General features: G+C 40.9%; 24 protein-coding genes. 10 read left to right on the top strand and 14 right to left on the bottom strand.

The genetic code is table 11. From position 1 onward, the window contains the following. Positions 1-179 precede the first annotated feature (179 nt). Both WMZ97_RS06785 and WMZ97_RS06780 read left to right on the top strand, forming a co-directional pair. Complete coding sequence (locus WMZ97_RS06785; RefSeq protein WP_343271328.1) at positions 180-1,319, top strand: YibE/F family protein; 1,140 nt, start codon at positions 180-182, stop codon at positions 1,317-1,319. Further along, entirely contained in the window at positions 1,316-2,074 is a 759-nt protein-coding gene (locus WMZ97_RS06780; RefSeq protein ID WP_343271327.1) for a YibE/F family protein, read from the top strand. Before WMZ97_RS06785 ends, WMZ97_RS06780 begins: the two co-directional genes overlap by 4 nt. Before the next feature lie 168 nt (positions 2,075-2,242). On the opposite strand, the gene xylB is transcribed toward WMZ97_RS06780, so the two are convergent. Further along, positions 2,243-3,742 carry a xylulokinase gene (gene xylB, locus WMZ97_RS06775; RefSeq protein WP_343271326.1) on the bottom strand — a complete coding sequence of 500 codons (1,500 nt, stop codon included), beginning with the start codon at positions 3,740-3,742 and terminating at the stop codon, positions 2,243-2,245. Between the two features lie 13 nt (positions 3,743-3,755). Beyond that, positions 3,756-5,084 (bottom strand): xylose isomerase, encoded by a 1,329-nt coding sequence (xylA, locus tag WMZ97_RS06770; protein ID WP_343271325.1) that lies wholly within the window; start codon positions 5,082-5,084, stop codon positions 3,756-3,758. A 315-nt stretch (positions 5,085-5,399) separates the two neighbouring features. On the opposite strand from xylA, the gene WMZ97_RS06765 reads away from it, so the two are divergent. Beyond that, positions 5,400-6,005: a YesL family protein gene (locus WMZ97_RS06765; protein ID WP_343271324.1), complete on the top strand. Its 606-nt coding sequence runs from the start codon at positions 5,400-5,402 to the stop codon at positions 6,003-6,005. Positions 6,006-6,059: 54 nt separating this feature from the next. On the opposite strand, the gene WMZ97_RS06760 is transcribed toward WMZ97_RS06765, so the two are convergent. The 4 genes from WMZ97_RS06760 to WMZ97_RS06745 form a co-directional block, all read right to left on the bottom strand. Next, a complete protein-coding gene (locus WMZ97_RS06760; protein WP_343271323.1) occupies positions 6,060-7,667 on the bottom strand; it encodes a glycoside hydrolase family 43 protein in 1,608 nt (535 codons plus the stop codon). Positions 7,668-7,711: 44 nt separating this feature from the next. After that, on the bottom strand, positions 7,712-8,533 hold the full coding sequence (locus tag WMZ97_RS06755; RefSeq protein WP_343271322.1) for a carbohydrate ABC transporter permease: 822 nt from the start codon (positions 8,531-8,533) through the stop codon (positions 7,712-7,714). 15 nt (positions 8,534-8,548) lie between these two features. Further along, positions 8,549-9,427 carry a carbohydrate ABC transporter permease gene (locus WMZ97_RS06750; RefSeq protein ID WP_343271321.1) on the bottom strand — a complete coding sequence of 293 codons (879 nt, stop codon included), beginning with the start codon at positions 9,425-9,427 and terminating at the stop codon, positions 8,549-8,551. A gap of 378 nt (positions 9,428-9,805) precedes the next feature. Then, on the bottom strand, positions 9,806-11,107 hold the full coding sequence (locus WMZ97_RS06745) for an extracellular solute-binding protein (RefSeq protein WP_343271320.1): 1,302 nt from the start codon (positions 11,105-11,107) through the stop codon (positions 9,806-9,808). Positions 11,108-11,246: 139 nt separating this feature from the next. Here WMZ97_RS06745 and WMZ97_RS06740 point away from each other — a divergent pair, with 139 nt between their 5' ends. After that, positions 11,247-12,434 (top strand): ROK family protein, encoded by a 1,188-nt coding sequence (locus tag WMZ97_RS06740; RefSeq protein ID WP_343271341.1) that lies wholly within the window; start codon positions 11,247-11,249, stop codon positions 12,432-12,434. A 304-nt stretch (positions 12,435-12,738) separates the two neighbouring features. Here WMZ97_RS06740 and WMZ97_RS06735 read toward each other — a convergent pair whose 3' ends face one another. Both WMZ97_RS06735 and WMZ97_RS06730 read right to left on the bottom strand, forming a co-directional pair. After that, complete coding sequence (locus tag WMZ97_RS06735; RefSeq protein WP_343271319.1) at positions 12,739-12,954, bottom strand: DUF2922 domain-containing protein; 216 nt, start codon at positions 12,952-12,954, stop codon at positions 12,739-12,741. Positions 12,955-13,020: 66 nt separating this feature from the next. Then, positions 13,021-13,245 (bottom strand): DUF1659 domain-containing protein, encoded by a 225-nt coding sequence (locus tag WMZ97_RS06730; RefSeq protein WP_343271318.1) that lies wholly within the window; start codon positions 13,243-13,245, stop codon positions 13,021-13,023. Positions 13,246-13,543: 298 nt separating this feature from the next. On the opposite strand from WMZ97_RS06730, the gene WMZ97_RS06725 reads away from it, so the two are divergent. After that, a complete protein-coding gene (locus WMZ97_RS06725) occupies positions 13,544-13,921 on the top strand; it encodes a hypothetical protein (RefSeq protein WP_343271317.1) in 378 nt (125 codons plus the stop codon). A gap of 156 nt (positions 13,922-14,077) precedes the next feature. Here the strand turns inward: WMZ97_RS06725 and WMZ97_RS06720 are convergent, their stop codons facing one another. Further along, positions 14,078-14,818 (bottom strand): WecB/TagA/CpsF family glycosyltransferase, encoded by a 741-nt coding sequence (locus tag WMZ97_RS06720; protein ID WP_343271316.1) that lies wholly within the window; start codon positions 14,816-14,818, stop codon positions 14,078-14,080. A gap of 525 nt (positions 14,819-15,343) precedes the next feature. Here WMZ97_RS06720 and WMZ97_RS06715 point away from each other — a divergent pair. Beyond that, the gene (locus tag WMZ97_RS06715; protein ID WP_343271315.1) at positions 15,344-16,405 is read left to right on the top strand and encodes an LCP family protein; all 1,062 of its coding nucleotides are present in this window, start codon (positions 15,344-15,346) and stop codon (positions 16,403-16,405) included. Between the two features lie 49 nt (positions 16,406-16,454). Here the strand turns inward: WMZ97_RS06715 and WMZ97_RS06710 are convergent, their stop codons facing one another. The 3 genes from WMZ97_RS06710 to WMZ97_RS06700 all read right to left on the bottom strand — a co-directional run bounded on the left by WMZ97_RS06710 (position 16,455) and on the right by WMZ97_RS06700 (position 19,118). Next, positions 16,455-16,805 (bottom strand): hypothetical protein, encoded by a 351-nt coding sequence (locus tag WMZ97_RS06710; RefSeq protein ID WP_343271314.1) that lies wholly within the window; start codon positions 16,803-16,805, stop codon positions 16,455-16,457. A 55-nt stretch (positions 16,806-16,860) separates the two neighbouring features. After that, a complete protein-coding gene (locus WMZ97_RS06705; RefSeq protein WP_343271340.1) occupies positions 16,861-17,904 on the bottom strand; it encodes a glycosyltransferase family 4 protein in 1,044 nt (347 codons plus the stop codon). A gap of 80 nt (positions 17,905-17,984) precedes the next feature. Further along, positions 17,985-19,118, bottom strand: coding sequence for a glycosyltransferase family 4 protein (locus WMZ97_RS06700; protein ID WP_343271313.1), 1,134 nt, complete (start codon positions 19,116-19,118; stop codon positions 17,985-17,987). Between the two features lie 145 nt (positions 19,119-19,263). On the opposite strand from WMZ97_RS06700, the gene WMZ97_RS06695 reads away from it, so the two are divergent. Further along, on the top strand, positions 19,264-20,529 hold the full coding sequence (locus WMZ97_RS06695) for an O-antigen ligase family protein (RefSeq protein WP_343271312.1): 1,266 nt from the start codon (positions 19,264-19,266) through the stop codon (positions 20,527-20,529). Next, complete coding sequence (locus WMZ97_RS06690; RefSeq protein WP_343271311.1) at positions 20,511-21,548, top strand: glycosyltransferase family 2 protein; 1,038 nt, start codon at positions 20,511-20,513, stop codon at positions 21,546-21,548. Before WMZ97_RS06695 ends, WMZ97_RS06690 begins: the two co-directional genes overlap by 19 nt. Before the next feature lie 4 nt (positions 21,549-21,552). On the opposite strand, the gene WMZ97_RS06685 is transcribed toward WMZ97_RS06690, so the two are convergent. After that, positions 21,553-21,843 (bottom strand): hypothetical protein, encoded by a 291-nt coding sequence (locus tag WMZ97_RS06685; RefSeq protein WP_343271310.1) that lies wholly within the window; start codon positions 21,841-21,843, stop codon positions 21,553-21,555. Between the two features lie 295 nt (positions 21,844-22,138). Between WMZ97_RS06685 and WMZ97_RS06680 the strand changes: the two genes are divergently transcribed. Both WMZ97_RS06680 and WMZ97_RS06675 read left to right on the top strand, forming a co-directional pair. Continuing rightward, complete coding sequence (locus WMZ97_RS06680) at positions 22,139-23,245, top strand: polysaccharide pyruvyl transferase family protein (RefSeq protein ID WP_343271309.1); 1,107 nt, start codon at positions 22,139-22,141, stop codon at positions 23,243-23,245. Between the two features lie 159 nt (positions 23,246-23,404). After that, positions 23,405-24,823 carry a lipopolysaccharide biosynthesis protein gene (locus WMZ97_RS06675; protein WP_343271308.1) on the top strand — a complete coding sequence of 473 codons (1,419 nt, stop codon included), beginning with the start codon at positions 23,405-23,407 and terminating at the stop codon, positions 24,821-24,823. Positions 24,824-24,891: 68 nt separating this feature from the next. On the opposite strand, the gene WMZ97_RS06670 is transcribed toward WMZ97_RS06675, so the two are convergent. Beyond that, complete coding sequence (locus WMZ97_RS06670) at positions 24,892-25,149, bottom strand: RpnC/YadD family protein (RefSeq protein WP_343271307.1); 258 nt, start codon at positions 25,147-25,149, stop codon at positions 24,892-24,894. Positions 25,150-25,181 lie beyond the last annotated feature (32 nt).

Genomic DNA, 25,181 nt, shown 5'->3' with positions numbered 1-25,181 from the left:
ATCTATTTTTAACCTCACAAACCATATTATCAACCAAACACGGGGGAGCTTTCCTTGACGATTAAAAAACATTCCGTTATTCTAAGTCCATCATGAACGCAGTCCTATTTTTAAGGTCAGCTGTGTTCCATGCTAGAAAAATGCCGAACGGTTTCCATAATCAGTTGGAGGTTTTGTTTTTGAATGCTATCCTAAACAAATTAAAGCAGCTATCACATAAACAGATTCTTTTCTTCATTATATTAGCAGTTTGTTTCGTTGCCTCCATTGTTTTCGTGCATCATAATTACGCATTCTATGATCGTCCAATCGCTAAAATAGTCAAAACGGAACTGGTAAAAACAAAGGACGTGACGGATGAACAGCATAATAAAGATAAGCTGTTCACGCAGCAGATCATCGCTGAATTGAAAAATGGCGACGCAAAAGGACAGCGTATCCACTTAACAAATACATATTCGTCATCTGGAGCTTATGACCAGGAATATCATGTTGGCAATGATTTGTTCGTTTCGATCGATAAGAACAAGAACGAGCATACCTATGTAACCGGAAGTATCAAAGACGTCAAACGCGATAAATATGTTTTGCTGATCGCCTGGATATTTATCTTCATTTTACTGCTCGTTGGAAAAAGGCAGGGACTGTTCTCGATCATAAGCTTAGCTGTTAATGCCACGATATTAACCTACGCGCTGGATGTTTATGTGAAAACCCAGAGCTCGCGGTTGTTAGTAATCTGTGGGATAAGCGTCGTTTTATTTACGGTTATTTCTCTGTTACTTGTGAACGGTTTTAATGAAAAAACATACGCGGCTATCATCGCAACACTTTTGGGGACGTTGATTGCCATGTTAGTTACGTATCTGGTGATGTGGATAACTTCCGAAAACGGACTTCGATACGAAGAGATGCAATTTTTAACCCGTCCCTATAAAATGGTGTTTATGGCAGGATTGCTGCTCGGGTCACTGGGAGGCATCATGGACGTGGCCATTACCATGTCTTCATCCATCTTTGGTCTATATGAGGCAACGCCCAGCATATCCGATAAAGCATTAAAAACCTCAGGAAAAGAGATTGGCAGGAATATCATGGGTCCAATCACAAATATTTTGTTCTTTGTATATGTCAGTGGTTCCATTCCCATGCTAATTTTGTATTTAAATAATGCTTCCCCATTGACGTTTTCCTTTTCCATGAACCTTTCACTGGAATTGGCGCGGGCCTTAGCCGGTGGGATTGGCATCGTGATCACCATTCCGATCGCCCTATATACGTCTATATTTTTCGTTAAGCGAAAGAAGGCTCAATCATGAATACATTAGTGTGGCTGGCAGCTATTTTATTTCTATTAATGATCCTTGTCGGTGGAAAAAAAGGCGCACGGTCGTTTATTGCCTTATTCCTGAATTTTGGCGTACTCCTTATTACCATACTCATTATGACGATTCCAAATGTCAATCCAATTATCCTGACATTGATCGCATGTACGCTGATTAGTTCGATTAGTTTGTTTTATATTAATGAAGTAAACATTACCACCAAAACGGCATTCATTTCGACGATGATTACCATTGTCATTTTACTTCTTTTCATTGTCATCGTGACGAAAAAAGCGATGTTTCAAGGGTTTAGCGAAGAACAGACAGAGGAAATCAGCGTATTTTCCCTCTATATTGGTGTGGATTTTGTGAAGGTAGGTGCCTCGGTAATCATCATGAGTACTATCGGCGCGATTACTGAAGTTGCCATTTCCGTTGCCTCGTTAATGCGGGAAGTATGTAATCATAACCCGTTGATCAGCAGAAAAGATTTATTCACATCCGGCTTGCGTGTTGGCAGGGATATCCTTGGAACCGATACGAACACATTATTTTTTGCCTTCTTTGGCAGTTACCTAGGATTGCTCATATGGTTTAAGGATCTATCTTACTCCGTTGGCGAAATCGCAAATTCGAAAGTATTCACCGCTGAAATGATTAATATCCTTTGTGCAGGTATCGGCCTGGCTCTGATCATTCCTATTACAGCAGGGATTACCGCTTATTCATTGGTGAAAACGAAGGAGTGACGTCGTGTGCGCCCTCCCTCTAAAGGCCCTCTATCAACACATAGCCACTCATACATTAAACCTGCCATCGTAATTTATACTGCGGCAGGTCCAAATCTTTTCAAAAAAAGCTATCTCAAGCGTGTCCCACAACCGGCAAACTTTTTGAGATAGCCTTTCCTATTTACATTATTGTCGAAATTCCATAAGTTGTTGATTTATATCTTTTGTCTGATGATAGATCGATTGATAAAGTGTGAATAGCTGCTTATATTGTTCCACGTTCTCACGATTCGGTGAAAACTCCCTCTCAACACGTAAAAATACATCCGCACAATCATTGAGTGTGTCAAACCAGCCACAGCCAACTGCTGCAATCATGGCTGCTCCGATACCTGGTCCTTGCTCACTCGCTAGCTTGATGATGGTCGCATCAAAAATATCTGCCTGCATCTGGAGCCAGTCCTCATTTTTTGTACCTCCACCAGTGGAAACAATTGTATCAATTTGCTTCCCACTTTTTCGGAAAATGGCGAGTGACTCGTTCAATGAAAATGTAATTCCTTCCATCACCGCTCGAACAAAATCTCTTTTCCGGTGGGAGCTATCCATACCGATAAAGCTTGCACGAATCGCAGCATCTGCATGTGGTGTCCGTTCTCCTACAACATATGGGGTAAACAACAGCCCATTCGAACCAACAGGGACCGCCCCCACTTCACTGACCAGTTCCTTAAAGCTTTCATCCTTAGCAAACACATCTTTGAACCAGCTTAGACTATATCCTGCTGCTAGCGTTACTCCCATCGTATAATAAGCATTGGGGGCTCCATGGTTAAAGTAGTGTACCTTCCCTTGAAAGTCCTTGTCATTACTTGATTCATAAGATAGCACTACACCAGATGTCCCAATACTGCATAACGTTTTTCCATCTTGCAAAATCCCGGAACCAATCGCTCCACACGCATTATCGGCACCTCCGGCAAATACACGCGTTGCTTCTTGGAGACCAGTCGCTCGCGCCACATCGGCTAAAATTGTTCCTACTTCAGCCGTGGATTCTACCAATGGCGGGCATAAGGATAAATCGAGATCAAGTAACGCACACATTTGCTTGCTCCACGCTTTATCGCTAACGTTTAATAATAGGGTCCCAGCAGCATCCGAATATTCCATATGCAATGCCCCAGTGAGCTTGTATCGCAAATAATCTTTAGGTAATACAAACGTATTGGCTTTGCGATAAGTTGCTGGTTCGTTCTCTTTCACCCAAAGCAGCTTAGGCAGGGTAAATCCTTCTAATGCTGGGTTTTTCGTGATTTCCAGCAGGCGTTCTTTCCCAACAGTTGCTTCAATCTGCTGACACTGTTCGGTTGTCCGTGTATCGTTCCAAAGAATAGCGGGACGTAACACCTCGTTATGTTCATCAAGTAATACAAGTCCATGCATTTGACCAGAAAAGCTGATCCCCTCAATAGCTTCTTTAGAGCAATCGGCGTTGCGCAAGAGATCAGACAGGCCTGCAATTGTCTGCTCTACCCATACGTGAGGATCCTGTTCACTATATCCAGCCTTTTCCTGAATCAATGGATATTCTTTAGAAACTTCTTCTGTTACTTCACCCTGTTGATTCACGAGCAATAGTTTCACCGCGCTAGTTCCTAAATCGATACCAATTACATATTTCATGACAGCACCTCTTTTATTTTTCCCCAGCGTATATGTTCAACAAGTATTGATTAATCGTTGTTTTGATTGTTTCTACTCGTCCAGACTGATGATTGATTTCTGTTAAGCCAAGGGCGTGTTCTTCAAGTTTATGGAAATCTGTTTTTCCTTCGACAATATCTAAACCAATGCCTTCTTTATAGCTGCTATAACGATCATCTAAGATATTTTCAAATACATTATCATCGACCAGCTTTTGGGCTACCTTCAATCCAACAGCAAAGCTATCCATGCCGGCTATGTGAGCTAAGAATAAATCTTCCGGTTCAAATGACCCCCGGCGCACTTTCGCATCGAAGTTCAGACCGCCTCTGCCAAGCCCGCCATTTTTGACAATTTCATACATTGCCAAGGTCGTAGAATACAAGTCTGTTGGAAATTCATCCGTATCCCATCCTAACAACGGATCACCCTGGTTCGCATCCACTGAGCCTAACATGTTGTTCACACGAGCATAGCGCAATTCATGTTCAAATGTATGACCAGCTAGTGTTGCATGATTTGCTTCAATATTGAATTTAAAGTGATTCTGCAAGTTATAATTTTGTAGAAAAGCAAAGCCTGTTGCAACATCAAAATCATATTGGTGTGTCGTCGGCTCTTTCGGTTTTGGTTCAATTAGGAATTGAGCATCAAACTCTATTTCCTTAGCGTAATCCACTGCCATGTGGAAGAATCGGCCCAAGTTATCCATTTCCAGTTTCAAATCCGTATTTAACAGGCTTTCGTACCCTTCACGTCCACCCCAAAAAACATAATTTTCGGCTCCAAGCTCTTTGCCAATTTCTAAACCTTTTTTTACCTTAGCTGCAGCATAAGCGAACACATCGGCATTATTGGAAGATGCTGCACCATGTACAAAACGAGGATGTGTAAAATTATTAACGGTATTCCATAATAATTTTGTTTTACTATCTTTCATATAATCCTTCATCATATGGACGATAGTATCTAAGTTTTGGTTTGATTCTCGTAAGTTACTGCCTTCTGGAGCAATATCTACATCATGAAAGCAAAAGAATGGAACATGTAGCTTCTCAAACAATTCAAATGCAGCATCGACACGTGCTTTCGCCAAATCCATCCCTGTATACGTATCCCATGGTCGAATCATATTCCCTGCACCAAATGGATCAGAACCATCCATGGTAAACGTATGCCAATAAGCTACGGCAAAACGAAGATATTCCTCCATCGATTTGCCGCCTATTTTTTCTTCGGGATTGTAGAATTTAAACGCATAAGGATTGGTTGATTTTGGGCCTTCATAGTTTATGTTGTTGATGTTTGTGAAATAAGTCATTTACTAGTTCCTCCTAGTGTTTTATATTTTGCACATAAATGTAACTGCTTACATATATAAAGTATAACAATCTTTCATTAGTTTGTCTATTAGATGAACTAAGATTTAAATAATAGTATATTGGGCAATACACATACATCTTGGTAAAAGAAGCATTGTGGAAGCGTTGTTACAATAAATAGATTGCAGTATAATAAATACAGGAGCAAAAAATATCAGTATTAAATGAAGTCACAACATGGTTAACAACGAATGGACTCTCCTTGTTCTAACTTCGTTTCATGATGACACACGGGATAATAAGGAGAATGGAGCATGAATTCAACCAACAATGCTATATACAATGCCTTAGAATGGATAACAAAGTTTGCTTATCTTCAGCTCTTGTGGATTTTATTTTCATTAACTGGGGGAATTGTCCTCGGTTTTTTTCCTGCAACTGTTGCCATGTTTAGTATTATAAGACAATGGATTAAAGGAAATGCTGACTTTCCGCTATTAAAAACATTTTGGAAATACTATAAAGCTGAGTTTTGGAAAAGCAATCTTTTAGGTTTATTCATGGTTATTGTTGGTGCTATCATTGGTATGGACATCTTTTATCTAAAACTAAACCAATCTGATTGGATACGTATTCCACTATTTGCGTTTATGCTTATCTTTATCCTATTTGTATTCTATCTTTTCCCTGTTTATGTCCATTATGATATGAAAGTAAATAGAGTCATTAAAAATGCTTTCTTCATCATGTTAATCAATCCATTACACAGTCTGCTGATCGTTATCTGTTTCATATCTATCTATTTCATTATGCGCATGTTGCCTGCCCTAGCTTTCATCTTTGGCGGAAGCATCTATGCGTTTATCACGATGTGGCTTTGTTATCATGCATTTAAAAGAATGGAACGCGCACAACATTAATCAAAAGATGTAAAAAACACACCATAATGATGTGTTTTTTACATCTTTGTTTCGTTATTTTTCTTTATAATAGAAGTAATCGAAATCGGCATAATTATTTTGGCCGGAAGTATCTTGACATTGCATGCCAACAAAAGCTCCTGTAAAGAAACCTCCTCCTTGAATGTAATCATCCGATAGCTTGTGAGAATCAAACGTAACAGGTATCGTTATCCAGCTCTCCCCATCAAACGAATACGAATAGCTATATGTGTTTGTATTGACGTCAACCCGGAGATAGACATGATCAACATTCTCCGCAATTACGATTTCCTTTCCACTTAACGGTTGCTCAAACGTAAAGTTATCACAGGAGATGATTTCGAGGATTCTTCCCTTTTCCTCATGCCAAGAGATTTGCAATGATGTCCAGTTTTGTGTGTTATAATAGTTCACCAGCCCCGCAGATTGCTGAAATGTTTCCGGGTTAAATTGTACCTTTGTTTCCGCAGTAAAATTAAAATGCTGCCAGCGTCGCGCAACAAAAGCCTGGGTGAATTTCGATGTGAGTGATTCCCTTCCATAAAGCCTTACATGTCCAGGGTTGTCTTGTAAGGAAACAATCTCCTCACCCAATGGAATCCGTAACGTTTGGAAATGCGGATTTAACGTATCATCCATAAAATCATCTTTCTCTGGAACATCATTTCCCCAGCTTACTTCATCGATATTAGGCCCTTCAATTTCAAGCGACGGCTGATTACCACCTACAACATATGGCCAATCGTTTTTCCATTCTAATCGTTGGATAGCAGTCTCTCTGCCAAGTGGACAATATCCCCTTGGGTCAAGCAATGGTTGTTCATCTCTTGGCAGTGGCCGACCTGTTAAATGAGCCAAAAACCATTCATTTGTATGTGTCTGCACGATGGAAGCATGCCCAGCCTTCTGTAATGGATTCCTAGGATACGGCATCGAACTAATTAACGGATTTTCCGGATGGACTTCATATGGCCCCTTAAGATGCGTTGATCTGGCTATTGTGGCTTGATGTTCATATTTTGTGCCGCCTTCTGCAGTTAACAAATAATAATAGCCATTTCGTTTATATAGATGTGGCGCTTCGGTCAGTTTTACATCCGTACCCTTAAAAATTATTTCTCGTTTTCCGATAAGCTTTTGTTCTTCTGTACTATATTCTTGTAGTACAATGCCATAGAAATTATGATGACCTACACGGTGATCCCAAAACATATTTACTACATACTTTTTTCCGTCATCATCATGAAATAAGGATGGATCAAATCCAGAGCTATTTAAATATACTGGATCGGACCATTCACCATCAATCGTATCACATATAACAAGATAATTATGGCTGTCTTTCCACTGTCCTTCTGTTACTTTAACATCTGTGTAGATCAACCAAAATTTACCGTCACTATAGGAAAGTGCTGGTGCCCAAACCCCACCGGAATCCGGATTACCTTTCATATCCAATTGACTAAGACGATTAAGTGGTCTAGCCGCTAACCGCCAATTTTTTAAATCCTTTGAGTGGTAAATACCTACACCGGGGAACCACTCAAATGTAGAAACGGCAATGTAATAGTCCTCTCCTGCACGACAAATGCTCGGATCTGGATGAAAACCTGTTAAAATCGGATTACGAATAGTAGTCATGTTATACCCTCATTTCTAAATCATACTTTTTGTTGCAAACTTTATTAGCCTTTTACAGCACTGGAGGAAATCCCTTCGACAACCTTATTGCTAAAGAAAAGAAATGCAAGCAAGATTGGTAGAATACTAATAATGAGTGTGGCACCAATTGCTCCCCAGTCGGTCATATATTGTCCAATAAAATTCTGGATACCAACTGTTAGCGTTTTATACTTGTCGGAGCTTATAAACGTATTGACAAAGACAAATTCATTCCAGTTGTAAATCATATTAATAATGACCGTGGTCGACATTACCGGGGTTGTCATCGGAAGGATAATCCGGAAAAACAAACGATTAATCGAGCATCCATCAATGATTGCCGCTTCTTCAATTTCGCGTGGCAACGTATAATAGAATCCCAATAATATCATCATGGTAATGGGAAGATTATATGCCGTATATGTTATGACGATGGAAAATGGATTATCAATTAGATTTACGTGCAGAAACATATTAAACAATGGTATTAATGCGGAATGAATCGGAATCATCAGCCCAATCATAAATAAGCCTAATACTAGTTTGCTAAATTTCCAGTTCATACGGGTTATTGCAAAGGTAGCCATACTAGCTAATAGAACTGTAATAAGAATGGCCAGGCCAGTAATCCAGACACTATTAAAAAAGTATACACCGATTCCGCCTTCCCAGACCTTCTGGTAGTTTTCCCAACGGAATTCTTGTGGCAAAGCAAATGGTGACCCTGAGAATATCTCCCGGTTACCTTTTAGTGAAAACAAAAACAGCCAAGCAATAGGGAAAATCTGGAATATAGCGATGACCCCGAGACAGAAATAAAGAAGTATATATCCCAAACGATTCATTGTAATAGCTCCTTTCTAGTACTGTACTTCCTCATCAGAAGCAGTCAGTTTGCGAACAATAACGGTAACAATCAAGGTGATAATTAGTAACAAGAAACCGATGGCACTTCCATATCCAAAATTGTTATTAGAGAAGGCCAGCTTATACATATACGAGGCCATAACCTCACTAGCCCCATTCGGTCCCCCACCAGTCATCACATAAATAAGATCAAAGTATTTCAACGATCCGACAATGGCTAACACAATGGTTACTTTTATAATCCCCATGATCAAAGGTACTTTAATTTTATAAGCAATTTGGAATGCAGAGGCCCCATCAATTTTAGCTGCCTCAATCAATGAATTTGGAATATTTTTTAATGCTGCGTAATAGATCAAAATATAGAATCCAGCATACTGCCATAGAATTGGTACAAAGATCGCAAACAGCACAAACTTTGGTTCCGCCAGCCATGCAGGTGGATTATCAATCCCGATTGACATTAATATACTATTTAAGATCCCATTTGCTGGATTGAATACTTTTATCCAAAGCTGGGCAATTGCAACGGAAGATAACAGCATTGGTATTAAGTATATTTTTCTTAAAATATCCGAACCTTTAATTTTCGACGTCAGGATCAAAGAGATTGCCAGGTAAATAACAAGACTAAGCGTAGAAAAAATCGCTAATAACAGCGAATGCCATGCACTATCCCAAAACTTTGCATCTTGAATGGCTTTTATATAATTCTCTAACCCGATAAACTCCATCGCCCCAATACCATTCCATTTCATTAACCCATAGTAACCTGACAGAATTAATGGAATAAATATTAGCACGCCAATTAAAAGAAGCGCCGGTAAAACATATAAAGCAATCATTAGCTTATTCGACATAACTTTATTCATAGCTTCATCCCCATATCATTTTAAGAATAGAAAATGTTCCCTTATCAACTTGAATATTCTTATTGGTACTGCATAACAGCTGTTTGTGCGAAATAACAAAATTTTGTGTGCAACCGCTTTCCATTTCTATCGCACTCTATTTAAGTTACGTTGCTTACTATACACCCAGAATATCAAATTGCGACTTGTTTGTCTAGTGGATGAACAAAGTTTTTATCACTATTCCAAGAACAAAGGCTAAAAGCACCCAGACTAAGGAGTGCCAGCTAAGTTTGGTACGTCCTGGGCCAACGTCGGCATGACCTGCAGCCAGCAGGCCCGCGTACAAATAAAGGACACCCCAGTTAGAAGTGTCCTTTATTTACCAGTTACAGCAGACTATTCCTCGCTTGATAGTGCTTCCTCGTGCTCTTTCACAAATTCTTTCGGTTTGATCTCTTTTCCAAATAATGACTGAATCAAATCAAGGTGTGTTTGTGCAACATTCGGACTCATCTGTACATCCGCGAATAAGGTAATATTCGTTGCCGTATTCAGTTCATCTAAAACATCAAGATACATATCCGGGAGATCGACTGCATCACTATCCACTTTCGTTGCAGGAATAACCCCTGCTTTTGTAACCGCCTTTTCCCCCCATTGTTCTGCAAAGTACTTCACAAAGTCCTTTGCTTCGTCTTTGACATCTGATTTCTCTGATACAAATAAGCCAACACCAGGACCACCAACAAAGCTGTCCATATCTCCCTCGCCATCTACAGTAGGAAAATTAAAGTAATCAACGGAATCCCTAAATTCCTGAGGCACATCCTCGTTTGTTGTGTAATTAGGCAAGTCCCATGTAGCAATTAAATACATCGCTGCCTGTTCGTTCATAAACATACTTTTAGCTTCTTCGTCTGATAGACCATTAAATCCATTTACAAATGCATCCATATCTACAAGGTCTTGTACTTTTCCTGCCGCCTCTTCTAATGCTGGATCGTCAAATGATCCTGTGCGGTCAATTGCACTATTCAATACATCTGCACCGCCAATTCGATCAGCAAGATACATATACCATAAAGAACCTGTCCATCGATCTTTATTTCCTAATGCTATAGGTGACACGCCATTATCCTTGAGGGTAGAAATAACATTCTCTAAGTCTTTAAATGTCTTTGGAGCTTTCAAATCATATTTATCAAAGATCTGTTTATTATAAAAAATAGTAGCAATATTCAACTCAAGTGGAAGGCCATACGTTTTGCCATCAACTTGATACGCATCTGTTGTACCAGATACAAACTCATCTTGTAATCCATCATCTAAAATATCATCCAATGGCGCAAACATCTTTCCCTCTACAAAAGGTTCTAAATAACCTGCCGGCCATGTCATACCAACGTCGGGAAGTTCATTTGAGGATGATAGCACCTTGATTTTGTCTTTATATTGTTCATTGCTTAATACTTCAAGGTCAACTTTTACATCAGGATTTTCCTTTTCGTAATCTGAAATGATCTCATTCACAATCTCAAAATGGTCTTTTGAACTACCTTCTGGCCATAAATGCATAAACTTAATCGTTTTCTTACCACTTGAGTCCCCTTTTGCATTATCATCACTTGAGCAACCTGCAACAAAAGCAATCAAAAACAGAACTGCAATTATTGATGTAATCGCTTTCCTTTTATTCATCAATTAACCCTCCCTATTATTCTAGCTTACAATCGTATCATACCAAAGATTCCCTTGTTTGTCCACTGGATAAACAAAGTTTGTAATAAGATTACTTTTTGCTATAATGAATAAAAAGAGGGAAAGAGTTGAAATGCGAATGAATCAAACGCAAACATGGAACCAATTTGTGGTGAAAAAGGGAAACAAATCACTAGTTTTAGAAACAATTATAACTTCCTCTCCTATCTCACGTGCAGACATAGCTAATCGAACTGGTTTAAATAAAGGTACCGTATCGTCTTTAGTTAGTGAGCTATTAGAGGAAGAACTTATTTACGAATCCGGGCCCGGGCAATCCAGTGGTGGTAGAAGACCAGTCATGTTGTTGTTTAACCAACAAGCTGGGTTTTCCATTGGCATTGATTTAGGTGTCAACTATTTACTTGGCGTTTTAACAGATCTACAAGGTAACATTAAACATGAAAAACGGATTCAATTTCACAATTTAGGCTATCAAGAAATGAAAAGTGAATTATTTGCCATCATTGATTATCTAATTTCATCCGCGACCCCATCTGCATATGGCATAGTCGGAATTGGTATTGGGGTACCCGGCATTGTAAATAACGCCGGAAAAATACTCATCGCACCTAACCTAGAATGGAAAAACGTTGAGTTACAAAGCCTATTAGAAAAAAAATATGAGTTACCAGTGGTAATTGAAAACGAAGCCAATGCTGGAGCTTATGGGGAAAAGAAGTTTGGTATTGGCAAAGCATTCGATCATATCATTTATGTTAGTGCTGGTATTGGTATTGGGGTTGGATTAATCCTTGATGGAAAGCTATATCGGGGAAGTAATGGCTTTTCGGGCGAATTTGGGCATATGACCATTGAAGTAAATGGAAAAAAATGCCGCTGCGGAAATGAAGGCTGTTGGGAATTGTATGCTTCAGAACAGGCATTATTAAATAATGTTAAAGAGGCAGGAATAAATGGCTTATCCACTGAAGATATTACATTAGAACATCTCAATCAGTTGGCAGAAAATAATGATGAGACAACACTTCATTTATTTAGCAAAATCGGGGATTATCTTGGAATTGGATTGAACAACATCATCAATATTTTCAATCCCCAGCAAGTAATTATTGGAAATAGACTAGCAACTTCTGAAAAATGGCTGACAGATGCAGTACACCAGCGAATCGTCAATCATACACTATGGTTCCAACGAGAAAATTTACAAATAAATTTTTCCGATTTATCCACCCACTCCTCTGCTTTAGGTGTTGCTGCTTTTTCCGTAGAAAATTTTTTAGCAATTGATATGCAACAAATGTAGGAAAACTGATAGAAGGTAACTGGATTACTTCATATAAGGTGTTGTGTTGCTAACAACCAGCACCTTATCACTATGATGTATAACGAACTCTACTTTACTTCACTGCTTCCCTATCGATCTCCTCCTCTCTATCTGGTCTTAATTATTATGCTGGCACCAGAACATGGAAGAAAATATATTTTATAAAGTTCATGCCCATTCCCTACTGCTTCCTACCAATTTAGAAGCATTCTCTCCCATTCGTAGAAGCAGCCCCCAAAAAATTAAAAGGCCAACACGCTTCCACCACGTGTCGACCTCTATATTAATCCAGCTCAATCTCCGTAACTTCATGATCCACCAGACGCGCACCTTTAATGGAAACAAGGTCGCCACCTGAAGATGTGAAGGCATTCTGGGCAATAATCTCATCCATGGCGCTCGTAACATCCGCCGGATCGACTGGTTCTACCGGCTTATCCAATGAATACGTAACTGTTTTGCCATCTTCATTCATAAATTTCAATTCTAACTTTCGCACAAGCTCACCTCCCTTCTGCCGCAGCATTTCACCTTAGTCTCCGTCCTTCAGTCAAATCCACGCGTTCTACTCTTCAACAATTTGGGAGCTGTCTTTACGCGCAATGTCGTAAAGCGGGCGTTCCTGCAACCCGGCAAATGCGTGGGCAAGGGTATAGAGCTGATCTGCAGTTGCTTCAGGTTTGATATTATTGAAGCTTTTTGTTTTATAAACCTGCTTGCCTGTCATCAAGTCCGGACCGTCATCCAACACAATCTGCAAAACGGAATTAGTTAATTCTGCTACTGCCATGTTCTTCCCCTCCTTTCACAAGTACAATCGTTTAGAAACCTGATTAAGGTGGCATGGGGATTGATTTTTTTAAATCCATTTCCCCACAATGAAGTGAAACTTTATTCAGTGGGGGTTCCTTTCTCCCTCACTGAAAGCTGAGGAACAAAGGCTAAATTCACAACATCCTGTTGCAACGCCTTTGTGACCTGCGTCCTGCATGCCCGAACAGAATCGGACCTTTATGAGCAGTTAACCCCCCACTTATCTTTTTTAGTTCCACCGCAAAATCTTGGAGATCACTGAAAAAGTACCTTCTTTGGAAGAAAACGGGCTGGGATGTGCGAGAACAAGTTCAAAACGTGCGACAGCAGGACTGAAACGTGCGGGATCAAGTTCAAAACGTGCGACAGCAGGACTGAAACGTGCGGGATCAAGTTCGAAACGTGCGACAGCAGGACTGAAACGTGCGGGATCAAGTTCAAAACGTACGACAGCAGGACTGAAACGTGCGAGATCAAGTTCGAAACGTGCGACAGCAGGACTGAAACGTGCGAGATGCAAAGGTTTCAAATCGAATCTATTTCACTTTTTCAGCAGTCTCAAAATTTTGAAGTGGGTGTCTTACTGCCCGTTAAGGCAGGATAAAAAACACCGCAAACAAAAACGCACAAATAAAAAGCAAAATAGCACGTAGTTTTGGCTATAAAAAAACCGCTTAAAACATTGATATTGCAACGTTTCAAGCGTTTTTTAATGTCAAACATGAACTTATAACAAATAAGCGGTATAATCCTATCTATTTCACCCAAACAAAATCCATAAAAAATGAAGCACCACACCAAGGCCAATTCTAATCCCTCTTCAAAATTACCCGTCCCATAAATGCAAAGATCTTCAAAATCCGTTTAAACCGTGTCGGCTGTTTGATCAAGCGATACAGCCATTCCAGATTCAACTTGATCCAAAACTGTGGTGCACGTTTCGCTTTAGCCACCCCGGCAATTGTATCAAAGCTGCCACCTAACCCAATAAACAGTCCTTTGGAAAATTGACTCCTATAACTGGTAATCCACTCTTCCTGTCTGGGAAACCCAAGCGCAACAAAAATGATATCTGGATTTGACCGTTTAACTTCGGCAGCAATTTCTGGATCATCCAGCTTAAAAAAACCATGATGATGACCGGCAATCTTTATGCCTGGGTATTGTCGTTTAACTTGTTCTACCATCTTGTCATTGACTGTTTTTTCGGCGCCAAGGAAATAGCAGCGATAGCCTTTTTGTTCCGCATTTCGAAGTAAGTCCAGCATGAGGTCAAAGCCGGCAATCCGCTCCTGTAAAGGTTCTTTTTTATACTTTGCAGCCATTAAAATACCGGAACCGTCGGGAACAATATAATCTGCCCCTAGAATAATGCGCTTGTATTCGGGGTTTTCCCGGGCATACATCACAATTTCCGGATTAGCTGTAACCACAAACGTATTTTCCTCATTAGCAAGACGTGGATACAAATAGTCGTTCAGAAATTCCTGCTTTGTTGTATTTAAAAATGGTATCTCCATAACAGTTACCGTTCTGCTTTGATTTGTCATGTTTCGCAACCTTTCTACAGATGAATCATTCTTAACTGCAACATCCTATTCACAGTATTTTCCCTATTCTCCAAGAAAAAACCACTCTTTTTCTCCTGGACAAGGCCTGTTATATAGCCGAGTTTACAACTTTCTAAACATTAATCGGCAATTTGTAATCAAATTTTAATTTACTACCAATCATTTTTCTAGTAAAATAAAAGTTGGTTTAACGTATTTTATGTCAAAACTACTCGAAAAACATCATATCATTTATTATTCGTTTTTTCCAAACGATTTTGCAATATAGCCAATAACCATGCATAATACTAATTATAGCGGTTGGATAAAATGGTACCAAACAAATAAGAAGCTGCGAGTACCTGTATCAGAATCTAAGGCCTTTCTACTAAACTGGCAAATCGAAAAAGGCCCCTACGATGCGAGTCGCTATTTAAAGCTGGCTGCATCCTTGTAACCATCGCTTCTAATTTGGTACTTTTGAACGTATTTATATTGGTATAACGCATAAAAAGGGGAATTTACATGTCCAATCAAACGCGTTTTGTGCAAAGAAAAAAGAAACGTAAGCTCAGGAAAAAAGTTGTCTTCATCTTAGTTCCATTTATCCTCGCCTTTTTAGCTGTCGCAACTTATGGCACCTATTTATATGTTAAAGCTGGCTCGGTTTTATCGGATTCCTATGAGGATGACGGACGAGAAAAATCTGATTTGCGCGAGACACAAGTTGACCCAAAAATAGATAATGTTTCCGTTCTTATTATGGGCGTTGACGCCAGTGATATTCGCAATAATAAAAATAACAGCAATTCCCGTACCGACACATTAATGCTTGCCACCCTGAATAATGATGATAAGAGTGTCAAACTGCTCAGCATTCCGCGTGACACCTATGTATATATTCCGGAAGCTGGCAAGGAAACAAGAATCAACGAAGCCCATGCATATGGCGGGCCGACAGCAACAATCGACACTGTCGAAAATCTGCTGGATATCCCGGTTGATTATTATGTGAAGGTTAACTTTGAAGCTTTCATTGATGTCGTAAATGCTGTTGATGGCGTTAAAGTTGATGTTCCTTATGAAATGTCTGAACAAGATTCCAAGGACCAGGCTGGAGCGATTCACTTGCTGCCAGGTGAACAAGAACTAGATGGGGAGCAAGCATTGGCATTCGCCAGAACACGAAAGCAAGATAACGATATTGAACGGGGAAAACGGCAGCAGGAAGTGATCAAAGCGGTCATGAAAAAAGCAGTATCGTTGAATTCCATTTTAAAGTATGATGACATTATGGAAGCCGTTGGTGATAATATGACCACCAACATGACATTCGGGGAAATGAAGAGCTTCATCAAATATGGAACAAGTAAAGACTTGGCCATTGATAACTTAACATTGGAAGGCCACGATTATCAGCCATACGACGCCTACTATTATCAGTTGGATGAGGTAGCATTACAAGAAACACAAGAAATTTTGAAGAAACAACTAGACTTAACCGATTCGGTGAGTGCTTCCGCCAAAGAAGATGATGATGCAACGACGGAAGCTGAATCAACAGAAAGTGTGCAGACTTCCTATTAAACTTAAGTACTATAAGCCGCTAGCCAAATGGTTAGCGGCTTTTTTTAATTCAGAAGTTAAAAAATGCACGTTTCGAGGCTGTTCTCGCACGTTTCAGGGCTGGTCCCGCACGTTTCGAGGTTGCTCCCACACGTTTTAGCCCTGGTCCCGCACGTTTCGGGGTTGCTCCCGCACGTTTTAGCCCTGGTCTCGCACGTTTCGGGGTTGCTCCCGCACGTTTCAGCCCTGGTCCCGCACGTTTCGGGGTTGCTCCCGCACGTTTCAGCCCTGGTCCCGCACGTTTCGGGGTTGCCCCCGCACGTTTCAGGGCTGGTCCCGCACGTCTTAGGGGAATGTTTTCACAATTTCGGTTGCTGTTTGCGTAATCCCTGGCTGGTTTAAGCGCCAAAAAAACAGTCATCCACCACTAAACGCCCCCACAAACGCATAAAAATAGCAGCGGGCACATTCCGCTGCTATTTGTGTCGTAAGCCCTTAACGAAGTTGGTTAAGGGTTTATATTCTGCATTGATTAATTCTAGATTTTCGATTAAAAACTGCACAGCCAGCAGCGATATCGTGAAAATGAGCAGGGACCCCCAGACAGTTGTCATGGAAAATAAAATCGCTGCAACGCTAAACATACCACTTAGTGCATAAATAATTAACACCGTCTGCTTGTGCGTAAAGCCTGATTTGACTAAGCGATGGTGCAAATGTGAACTGTCCGGACTGGAGAGCGGCTGTTTATTAATATAGCGGCGAATCATCGCAATCAATGTATCCGAGATCGGCACGCCTAAAATAAAGATCGGAATAATAAACGAAATGATGGTGACGTTTTTAAAGCCGAGCAGCGCCAAAACCGCAATCATATATCCTAAAAACAATGCACCTGTATCCCCCATAAAAATTTTGGCTGGGAAGAAATTGTACCGTAAGAATCCAACGGTGCTAAAAAATAGGATTAATGCCATGGTCGCTACATAAACATTCCCCATAATAACCGCCATTCCGGCAATGGTAAACAGCGCAATCGCCGAGACACCGCCAGCTAACCCATCCAGGCCATCAATCAAATTGATTGCATTGGTAATTCCCACAATCCAGATAATCGTTACAACCGAACTTAAAAAGCCAAATTCAATCTGTCCACCAAACGGCAGATTAATAAATTCTACTTGTAACCCACCCCAAAAGACGACTAACGAAGCCGCAACTGTTTGCGTGATAAATTTAAACTTTGGCGATAAATCAATTAGGTCGTCAATACAACCAACAACCACCATAATAAAACCACCACAAAGAATGGCAAAATGGTACTGGTTAATCGGCTGCAAAATAGCTAAGCCAATGAGAAAGCTAAAATAAATGGCAATCCCGCCCAACGTCGGAGTTGGTGCTGTATGGACTTTTCGCTGATTTGGTTTATCTGTTGCATTAAACTTTAAGGAAATCTTTATAAGAATTGGTGTAATAATTAAAGAGATTAGCAGTGTTAAAAAGGCTAATATCACAATTTTTATCACCTAGTCCACCTCGTTTGCCGTTTCATTTCCATAGACGACTTCTGCCTTTATGATGAATGCTTAATTATCCGCTACATCCATCTGCTTTTTATACGATCATGTACATGTTCCATACCTAAGTATATATTATAAACGTTTTCAGCAAAAATCTCCAATGAAAATTTATTAGAGGCGTGATTTTCAAGTTTTTCCCCCATAGTCTGCAGTTTCCCCTGATCGCGAAAAATGATCGCTTCTTCCATTGCACTCGTTAGCTCACGCACGTTTCCCGGCGTCGTCCGCCAGCCCATCGCAGGCTCACACAACAGTTCTGAAACACCGCCAACATCAGAAGCAATAACAGGTGTTTTGGCCCGGGCTGACTCTAACAAGACAAGTGGAAAACCCTCACTAAATGAGGTGAGCATTGTGACATCCGCCATTCCATAAAATTTGTCGATATCCTGTCGATGACCCAGGAAGTGGACTTGTTTTTCTATTCCAAGCTGGCTGGCGACATTTTTCAGGGTATCCATCAACGAGCCATCACCAGCTAGCAATAAATGACAATCGGTCCGCCCCATGAGCAGTTTTGCAAAAGCTTCCAGTGCAATCTGGTGCCCTTTTACTGGTTCCAGCCGTGCTGCCATGAAAAATAAAAAATCCTGATCCGAAAAACCAAAATCCGTCCTTCTATATGGCTTATCCACTTTTTTATGAAAATCAATCCCGTTTGGTGCCATCACAATTTTGCCATTTTCCACCCCAACACGCTGCAAATGAGTGCGAAACGGTTCTGAAATGGCAATCACCCGATCAGCGTTGCGGATGGCATTTAAATGGAGGTGGCATAAAAAGTGCCCATACATCCCCTTGCCCATGAAATCACGTGTTGGATCGCTATGAATGGTAACAATCCAGTGGAAGGATGCCATCTTCTTTAATATTTTGGCATACACATTCGCCCGTGGTCCATGGGTATGTACAAACTGGATCCGTTCTTGTTTGATAAAGCTGGCAATCTTATGAATAAGCGGAATGCTCCATTTTGACCGATTGGAAAAGTAAACCGTTTGAATGTCCAATGCCTTCGCTTGTTCCAGCAGTTCCCCTTTTTCCAACACGCCTAAAATAAACTCATCCCGGTTAAATTCTTTTAACAAACTAAGTATATGATGCATCCCGCCCCCAGTTTCGTTTCCAGCATTCAAGTGTAAAATTCGCATACGTTCGTTCCATCCTTTGTCTCATATCTATCCATTAGCCGTTCCCAATTTAGCCGCTTTCATACCATGTATGCTATGAATATTTGCTCTATAACTGCTCATAATTGTGGGTAGAGATTGATCGATGGATGAAAGGATCAGGTAGATGAAAATGAAGATCACACGAGAGAAATGGATATTTTTATTGATCATTATCCAGCCATTAATTGATATCGCAACCTCGATTGCCAGTCATTACGGGATCAGTCTGACATTTGGTTCATTGACACGCGCCATAATGATGATTGGCTTGTATGTATGGCTGCTCCGCTACATATACTTGAATAAACCGAAGCTAATGGTGCCTTTTTTGGTGTCCTATGCGGCTATTGTACTGATGCTTTTAATCACTTTTTTATATAAATCTCATCTGGCACTGTTTCAGGAAATCAATTTTGCCAGTAAAACAGGCTATTACCTGGTGATGCTGCATGTATCCATCCTGCTGTTCAAACAAAAACAACTGGCAAAAGTGACTCTCTACAACGCGATCTTTGTTGTTAGCTTGATTGTTGGCAGCAGCTATTGGCTGGCCATTGCAACAGGTTCAAGCCTCAACAGTTATCACAATAATAAAGCCGGTTTCTCTGGCTGGTTTTTTTCGGCAAATGAATTGAGTGTGATCTTGCTTGTTTTGCTGGGATTAAGCCTTGTCCATCTTTGGTACGTAAAAACGTTTCGCACGTGGCTTGCCGTTGCACTCCTAATGAGCATGGTGCCAATGATCGGAACAAAAACAGCCTTTATCGGCGGAACGGGGCTCCTGATTGTATATATGCTAAGCCTGATTCTGGCCTACCGCAGCCAGATATGGAGGGAAAAAGGTGCATTGATTTTTCTTGGAATGGGTATCTTATTTCTCTGTTTCGTCCCGCAAACACCATCCTTTTCCAGTACGGAACAGACGCAGCAGGTGCAAAACGCAGAACACGTATCTTACGTTGATCAGCCAGCACAACCCGTAAGTCTGCTTAGTTCACGGGATATCTATTTGCAGGAAACGCGTGCAGACTTTACAAACGCTCCTGTTCTTAGAAAACTATTTGGGCTAGGGCTTGCCGGGGATTATAAGTCAGTACCGAAGCTCATTGAAATGGATTTTTTTGATTTATTCTTTGGTTATGGAATCATTGGAAGCTTTTTATTAATCATGCCACTCCTCTATTTGATAACCAGGGTATGCACTGGTCTTTTCCCTTTTACCGTTGGAAATACGGTCCTGACCGTGATGCTGGGCATGTGTCTGGGCATTGCCTTTCTAGCCGGGCATGTGCTGTTTGCCCCATCCGTCATGACCTATGTATCGATTGGCATCATTGCATTAGGCATGGAAAACTCCCGAGGTGAAAAAATATGGCGTCCTCAAAATTAGTGAGCATCATTGTGCCCGTTTATAATACGGAAAAATACCTCAGCAGATGCATCAGCAGTATTTTACAGCAAACGCACAAGTTAATTGAAGTCATTCTCGTGGATGATGGATCGACTGATGACAGCGGATTGATTTGTAGCAATTATGCCAAACGGGATCAACGGGTACGTGTCATCCACCAGCAAAACGCCGGTCCATCCGCAGCGCGCAATCATGGCATCCGCGCCGCAACCGGTGATTATATTCAATTTGTAGATGCCGATGATTACCTGGAGCCAACCATGACTGCTCGTTTGGTAGAGGCAATGAACGAAGGCGCTCAATTAGTTATTTGCGGCTATACCATCGCCTATAAAACAATGACCCGAGCGATCACCCCTTCCATTATCGGCAACTTTTCGCAGACTGCATTTATTAATCATATCGGGGAGCTTTACAAAAACATTATCCTTCCCTCCCCTTGCAACAAGCTCTATCAAGCCGCGTTGATTAACGACAAAGCGATTCGTTTTGATAGTCATTTTAACATAGGGGAAGACCTTTTATTTAATCTTGCCTATAGTGAGGTTTGCGAACAGGTAACGATCATTGACGAGCCATTATATACGTATTGCATTAATCGGTACTCCTTAACCAAAGCCTTCAAAAAGGATTTAATGAAAAACCAGCAAGTACTGCTTGCCCGTGTGAAAGACTTCCTGCGAGGCAAAAACTGTTTTACGAAAGACAATCAATATTTTTTATCCGTCATCCAGGCCAACAGCATTGTAAATGGACTGAATAATATTTTCCATCCGCAAAGCCCATATACACAAAAACAGAAAAAACAAGCCATCATCTCGATCATTTCATCAAGTGATGTCCACATGGCACATTTTTCCGATAGTCTGCAATCCCGCTTGGTAGGAAACCTCGTCAAAAATAACGATGTCAGTAAAATATACTGGTTTTTCACTATCAAAAACTTACTCCACCAACGCCTTCAGCCCGTGTTTCACCTGTTGAAGCGGCTGAATTGAGACTTCAGAGAACATAGGGACAGGTCAAAACCGTTGAAAAGTGAAGCGAATTCATTTTGAAAACCCCGCTTCTCGCACGTTTCGTGGCTGCTTTCGCACGTTTCGGAGCTCTTGCCGTACGTTTCGGGGCTGCTTTCGTACGTTTTGGGCCTCCTGTCGCACGTTTCAGGCCTTCTGCCGCACGTTCCAAGGCTCCTGCCGCACGTTTTGGAGTTGCTTTCGCACGTTTCGGAGCTGCTTTCGCACGTTTTGAGGCTGCTGTCGCACGTTTCGAGGCTGCTGTCGCACGTTTCAAGGCTCCTGACGCACGTTTTCTTCCAAACGATTATGAACTTTTCAACGTTCTCGGACAGGTTCAGCGTCTTATTCAGAGTGGGACACGGGTGCCAAAACAGGCCGAGGGTGTGCCCGATACTCCTGCTTGTTCGATCAACCTCCCTCCCAGCCGCAAACTACACCACTACCAAGGCCCGTTTCTTCCTTCCCATGTCTAAACAAGTCATTTTTGTGCAATCATGTATATAAAGTAATAACGTGTTAACACATTAACGCAACGAGAGAATGTTCCCCCGAAGTGAGGTAAGTGCACTATGAAAAAGGTGATGGTTTACGCCTATACGCAATTTAATTTAGGTGATGATTTGTTTATCAAGGTTTTAAGTGAACGGTATCCGGAAACAACCTTCATGCTTTATGCGCCAAAGGCTTATAAACGTATATTTAAAAGCCATCCAAACATTCGGATTGTTGCAAGTAACAACATCATTTTCAAAGGACTCAACTTTATTTTCCGTCGTTTTCACGTATACAGTTTCACACGCCGATTGGTTGCTAAATCATGTGATATGTCCATTCAAATCGGTGGTTCCTTGTTTATTCAAGGGGAGAATTGGCGGGAGGAATTGCAGCATAATCAAACGATGAAGATCCCAAATAAGCCTTTTTTCCTTTTAGGAGCAAATTTTGGCCCATTTACTAATCATCAGTTTTACAGTGAATATAAAACATTGTTTCGTACTTATACCGATATATGTTTTCGCGAAAAGTATTCCTATGATCTATTTAGCGATTTATCACAGGTACGGATAGCGGACGATCTGGTTTTTCAATTAAAGAAGCCCGCTATAACGTCACAAAAAACGCTTATTTTATCCGTCATTAAACCATCGCTCCGAAAGCATTTAGCCGGTTATGATGCCATTTATTATCGAAAAATGGCTGATATCGCAATTTACTTTATGGAGCGGGGATATCATGTTACATTGATGGGTTTCTGTCAAATCGAGCAAGATGACGAGGCGGTGGAAATGATTAGACAGCAGATCCCCCAAGCCTATGCACATCGCATGACAACTTATATTTACACAACGAATATCGACGAAGCAGTACAACACATCGCGGAATCTGCTTTTGTCGTAGCATCGAGGTTTCATGCCATGATACTTGGCTGGATCACGGGAAAAGGCGTCTTTCCGATCGTCTACAGCAGTAAAATGGCGAACGTGATGCACGATGTTGGTTTCAACGGTGCACACACCAATTTTGACACGATACAAACGCTTGCCGCTGAAGATGTTTTCGCTAGTATAAGAACCAACGCCATCGATGTCACGCAGCGGGTACAAAATAAAAAAAGCCATTTTGACGTGCTTGATCGTTATCTAAAAAAAAGCGACCCACGTGCTAATCTTTCATAAACCAAAGCATATCACAAATGGCAAAACCGCTATCCGCCGTTTCGCAGGGATAAAAACGCGCCCTGCTTACCTGCTCCAAACGATGATTAAGTGAACATCCTATTAAGGCACTGGCTGTCGTCAAAACAAAAATCTACCACCTAAAAGGAAAGACATCGCATGGTAAATGGAAATAGATTGTTAAAGGATACATTGCTATATTCGGTAGCAAATTTTGGCTCGAAAATACTGGTCTTCTTAATGCTGCCGCTATACACCCATTATTTCACCACAGCCGAATACGGGTTATGGGACATCGTTGTCACAACAGTTACATTGCTTACACCATTTATTACGTTTGAATTGGTCGCTGCCGTATACCGGTGGTTGCTGGTGGAAAAGTCAATGGCGGCCAAACAGCGCATTATTACAACAGGTGCGATCACTATCCTGCGCAACCTGATTATTTTTAATGGACTCTGTGCCATCCTGTTCACGTTTATATCGATTCCCTACGACTGGCAAGCATTACTATTCGCTGATATCTCGATCTTTACCAGTTTTATGCAGCAATGTGCCAGAGGATTGGGTTATAATAAGCTTTTTGCCCTGATCGGCATCCTGCAAACGACGATCACGGTAATCCTTAATCTAATTTTTATCTTGCTACTCAACTGGCGATTGGAAGCATTTTTTTATTCGGCTATTATTGCTGGAACATGTGTCGTTATCATGGCCTGGATTGTCATGCGTTTTAACGGCTACATCACGAAAACATCCTATTCAAAAGCCATAGTCAAATCCTTTCTTGTTTACTCGATACCCATTATCCCTGGAGCAGCCAGCTGGTGGGTCATGACTATGTCTGACAGGTACATGATTGGTCTATTTTTAGGGATGGAAGCAAACGGTATTTATGCGATCGCCAATAAAATTCCCGCAATTCTGCTGATGGTAAGCTCCGTTTTTTCACTTGCCTGGAAGGACCATGCCATCTTAGCATTCGATTCCGAGGATAAAAATACTTACTACTCGAAGGTTTTCAAACACTTTTTCCGCCTCATGACAACCTCGGTCATCTGCCTGACATTATTGACCAAGCCAATTTTGGCACTTGTGATCGCCAGCGGATTCTACAGTTCGTGGAAATATATCGGTGTCCTCTTGCTGGCAACCCTGTTCAGTGCTTTTTCCCAATTTTGGGGAGCGGGTTTTCATGGAGCGAGGAAAACAAATGTTATTTTCATATCTTCGCTGGTTGGAGCGGTTGTAAATGTGGTCATTAACCTGCTGTTGATCCAGTATATCGGATTATATGCCGTGGCGATTTCGTCTTTTATCGCCTTCTTAGTGATGTGGCTGATACGGGTCTATTTTGCAGGAGCATACTTTCATATTAAAATAAATGCTCGGGATTTGCTGATTTTATTACCTATCATAGCAATCGCCATCACTGTTCCTTTTATCGTTAACTGGATCGGAATTGGAATTAGTATTTTTCTTGGTGTCTTGTTATTTTTCGTCTATAACTGGAGGTTGATTAGATTGGTGTATGCGAATATCAAAGAGATAATTATGAAGCCGAGCAGAAATCTGTGAAAAAATAGACCGTGCTCTGATCGTACTGGATCCAAGATAACTCCTCCCCTGCCTTGGATCCATACCATTCAATTCAACCCCTTTTGTAGCTGCTCAATATCCTTTTCATCCAAATGTGTCACTTCGGCAATCAAACCAATGGACATCCCTTTTTTCAACATCTCACATGCTACTTCCTTAATTCCATTTTTCTTTCCTAGTTCTTTTCCAATTTCTTTTCCAATTTCTTTTCCTAATTCTTTCCCCTTCTCTATCCCACGTTCTTCATACGAAATCGGCAACTCCATAATCTTATCCGCATTATCCAATTGTTTAATTTCCTTCATTAGCTCTTCCCCCTGTTTGGCGATTAATGTTT

The sequence above is a fragment of the Lentibacillus songyuanensis genome (assembly GCF_039548255.1).
GTDB lineage: Bacteria > Bacillota > Bacilli > Bacillales > Amphibacillaceae > Lentibacillus_C > Lentibacillus_C songyuanensis.
The sequence above is the reverse complement of the archived record's forward strand: the minus strand, read 5'-3'. Positions and strand labels throughout refer to the sequence as shown.

What these genes read in the sequence shown, in the direction of transcription:
- WMZ97_RS06780 (WP_343271327.1), top strand. Translation starts at nt 1,316, where the DNA reads ATGAATACATTAGTGTGGCTGGCAGCTATTTTATTTCTATTAATGATC.
- xylB (WP_343271326.1), bottom strand. Translation starts at nt 3,742, where the DNA reads ATGAAATATGTAATTGGTATCGATTTAGGAACTAGCGCGGTGAAACTA.
- xylA (WP_343271325.1), bottom strand. Translation starts at nt 5,084, where the DNA reads ATGACTTATTTCACAAACATCAACAACATAAACTATGAAGGCCCAAAA.
- WMZ97_RS06765 (WP_343271324.1), top strand. Translation starts at nt 5,400, where the DNA reads ATGAATTCAACCAACAATGCTATATACAATGCCTTAGAATGGATAACA.
- WMZ97_RS06760 (WP_343271323.1), bottom strand. Translation starts at nt 7,667, where the DNA reads ATGACTACTATTCGTAATCCGATTTTAACAGGTTTTCATCCAGATCCG.
- WMZ97_RS06755 (WP_343271322.1), bottom strand. Translation starts at nt 8,533, where the DNA reads ATGAATCGTTTGGGATATATACTTCTTTATTTCTGTCTCGGGGTCATC.
- WMZ97_RS06750 (WP_343271321.1), bottom strand. Translation starts at nt 9,427, where the DNA reads ATGAATAAAGTTATGTCGAATAAGCTAATGATTGCTTTATATGTTTTA.
- WMZ97_RS06745 (WP_343271320.1), bottom strand. Translation starts at nt 11,107, where the DNA reads ATGAATAAAAGGAAAGCGATTACATCAATAATTGCAGTTCTGTTTTTG.
- WMZ97_RS06740 (WP_343271341.1), top strand. Translation starts at nt 11,247, where the DNA reads ATGAATCAAACGCAAACATGGAACCAATTTGTGGTGAAAAAGGGAAAC.
- WMZ97_RS06730 (WP_343271318.1), bottom strand. Translation starts at nt 13,245, where the DNA reads ATGGCAGTAGCAGAATTAACTAATTCCGTTTTGCAGATTGTGTTGGAT.
- WMZ97_RS06720 (WP_343271316.1), bottom strand. Translation starts at nt 14,818, where the DNA reads ATGACAAATCAAAGCAGAACGGTAACTGTTATGGAGATACCATTTTTA.
- WMZ97_RS06715 (WP_343271315.1), top strand. Translation starts at nt 15,344, where the DNA reads ATGTCCAATCAAACGCGTTTTGTGCAAAGAAAAAAGAAACGTAAGCTC.
- WMZ97_RS06710 (WP_343271314.1), bottom strand. Translation starts at nt 16,805, where the DNA reads ATGACTGTTTTTTTGGCGCTTAAACCAGCCAGGGATTACGCAAACAGC.
- WMZ97_RS06700 (WP_343271313.1), bottom strand. Translation starts at nt 19,118, where the DNA reads ATGCGAATTTTACACTTGAATGCTGGAAACGAAACTGGGGGCGGGATG.
- WMZ97_RS06695 (WP_343271312.1), top strand. Translation starts at nt 19,264, where the DNA reads ATGAAAATGAAGATCACACGAGAGAAATGGATATTTTTATTGATCATT.
- WMZ97_RS06690 (WP_343271311.1), top strand. Translation starts at nt 20,511, where the DNA reads ATGGCGTCCTCAAAATTAGTGAGCATCATTGTGCCCGTTTATAATACG.
- WMZ97_RS06680 (WP_343271309.1), top strand. Translation starts at nt 22,139, where the DNA reads ATGAAAAAGGTGATGGTTTACGCCTATACGCAATTTAATTTAGGTGAT.
- WMZ97_RS06675 (WP_343271308.1), top strand. Translation starts at nt 23,405, where the DNA reads ATGGTAAATGGAAATAGATTGTTAAAGGATACATTGCTATATTCGGTA.
- WMZ97_RS06670 (WP_343271307.1), bottom strand. Translation starts at nt 25,149, where the DNA reads ATGAAGGAAATTAAACAATTGGATAATGCGGATAAGATTATGGAGTTG.